Annotated in this window: 1 protein-coding gene; it reads left to right on the forward strand. The window is 68.4% G+C overall.

Annotated elements, in window-relative coordinates; all coding sequences use genetic code 11:
- Positions 1 to 9 precede the first annotated feature (9 nt).
- A partial coding sequence (locus ACIQMX_RS42445) for an AMP-binding protein (RefSeq protein WP_363078973.1) occupies positions 10 to 1,572 on the forward strand: 1,563 nt, incomplete at its 3' end.

Consider the following 1,572-nt stretch of genomic DNA (forward strand, 5'->3'; position numbering starts at 1 on the left):
GCGGAGCGTGTGGCTCCGTTGCGGCCGGAGAATGTGGCGTACGTGATGTACACCTCCGGTTCCACCGGTACCCCCAAGGGCGTGACCATCACGCATGCGAACCTCGTCAACGGCGTGACCCGCCTGGCCGAGTCCTTCGACATTCAGCCCGGCACCATGGTCCTCGGCGCCACGTCGATCAACTTCGACGTGTCGGTGTTCGAGATCTTCAGCTCCCTCACCCGGGGTGCGGGAGTGGAGATCGTGCGGGACGTGCTGGAGCTTGCCGAGCGTGGTTCATGGAGCGGCGGAACGCTCCAGGCCGTTCCCTCGGTCTTCGAGCGGGTGCTCGACCAGGTGGCGGGAAAGATGGACGTCGCCACGGTGGTCCTGGGCGGCGACGCACTGTCCGCCTCGCTGCTGGAGAAGGTCCGCACGGCGATTCCCGGTGCCCGTCTGATGCAGGCGTACGGGCAGACCGAGGACTTCTACGCCACGACCTACGCTCTTCCGGACGGCTGGACAGGCGCGGGCAACGTACCGATCGGTACTCCGCTGGGGAATATGCGGACCTATGTGCTGGGGCCGGGTCTTCAGCCTGTTCCGGTGGGTGTGACGGGTGAGTTGTATGTGGGGGGTGCGATCGGTCGTGGGTACTTCGGCCGTCCGGGGCTGACCGCCGAGCGGTTCGTCGCGGATCCGTGGGGACCGGCGGGCGACCGCATGTACCGCACCGGCGACCTCGTCCGCTGGAACGCCGACCTCCAGCTCGAGTACATCGGCCGCATCGACTCGCAGATGAAGATCCGCGGATTCCGCATCGAGCCGGGTGAGGTCGAGGCCGTCCTGGCCGAGCACCCGGGCGTGGAGCAGGCCGTCCTTCTCGTCCGTGACGTCCCGGCGCTGGGCGACAAGCAGCTCGTCGGTTACGTCGTCCCGGCCGGGGCGGCGGCAGCCGGCCGCGACGGCGGGGGTGACGTCGACATCCATGCGCAGATCGACCTCGCCGAGCTGCGGCGTTTCGCCGCGGAGCGGCTGCCGGAGTTCCTGGTGCCGTCCGCGTTCGTCCTGCTGGACCGGCTTCCTCTGGACCTCAACGGAAAGGTCGACCGGAAGGCGCTTCCCGAGCCGGAGTTCGCGGGCAGTGAGTACCGGGAGCCGCGGTCTCCGGGTGAGGTGGTGCTGGCTGAGGTGTTCGCGGAGGTGCTGGGTCTGGAGCGGGTGGGTCTGGATGATGACTTCTTCGCTGTGGGCGGGGACAGTATCCGGTCGATCCAGGTGGTGACGCGGGCGCGGGCGCGGGGTGTCGAGGTGAGTCCGCGTGATGTGTTCGAGTGCCGGACGGTGGCGGAGCTGTCGGGGCGTGCCCGGGAGACGGGGACGTCCGTGGTCCTGGCCGAGCTGGAGGGCGGCGGTCAGGGAACGATGCCGCTGATGCCGGCCGCCCAGTGGCTCATGGACATGCCGGGTGACACCCGTGCCTTCTCGATGACCTCTCTCGTCGATCTTCCGGTGGGGATTGATGGTGGGGGGTTGGAGGCGGTGTTGTCGGCGGTGGTGGATCGGCATGATGTGTTGCGGTCGCGGTTGGTG

The organism is Streptomyces sp. NPDC091416 (assembly GCF_044756845.1).
In the GTDB taxonomy this organism is placed as follows: domain Bacteria; phylum Actinomycetota; class Actinomycetes; order Streptomycetales; family Streptomycetaceae; genus Streptomyces.